The sequence below is a fragment of the Acinetobacter sp. NIOH-H-8 genome (assembly GCF_046635365.1).
Classification (GTDB): Bacteria; Pseudomonadota; Gammaproteobacteria; order Pseudomonadales; family Moraxellaceae; genus Acinetobacter.
Window position 1 is genome coordinate 1 of the sequence record NZ_JBHDVN010000152.1, and the last position, 477, is coordinate 477.

At 63.9% G+C, this 477-nt stretch carries 1 protein-coding gene; it reads left to right on the plus strand.

What is annotated here, in order from left to right; translation table 11 throughout:
* Positions 1-157: 157 nt before the first annotated feature.
* Complete coding sequence (locus ACEWB7_RS17525; RefSeq protein ID WP_231563128.1) at positions 158-376, plus strand: hypothetical protein; 219 nt, start codon at positions 158-160, stop codon at positions 374-376.
* Positions 377-477 lie beyond the last annotated feature (101 nt).

Consider the following 477-nt stretch of genomic DNA (forward strand, 5'->3'; position numbering starts at 1 on the left):
GAACCGGCGGGTGGAGATCGTCTTCTCCGACGACAAGGGCAAGCTGGCGCCGGTGCGCTGATATTCGAGCCAGGGCTGCTGCGCAGTCCTTTCGCGACACAAGGCCGCTCTCACAGGTACGGCGCTGGATCCCGAGCTTGCCCAGGAGGTGGTGGCCGTGCTGCGCCAACTGGCCAGTGAGGGGACCACCATGCTGATCGCCACCCATGACTTGCGTCTTGCCGCCCAGATTGCGCAGCAGGTGATCTTCCTGGAGGCCGGGGAGGTGGTGGAGGCGGGCAGTGCGCGCCAGATGTTCACCACCCCCAAGCGGGCACGTACCTTCGAATACATCTCCACCCTCACCGAACGGCTGCCGGAGAGCTGGAGCATCTAGCCGGTTCTGGCGGATTGAGAGCGAGATAAAAAAAACAGCCCCGCACGAGCGGGGCTGTTTGCATGACAGCGTGGTTGCGACGGCAGATCACACGGCCAGGT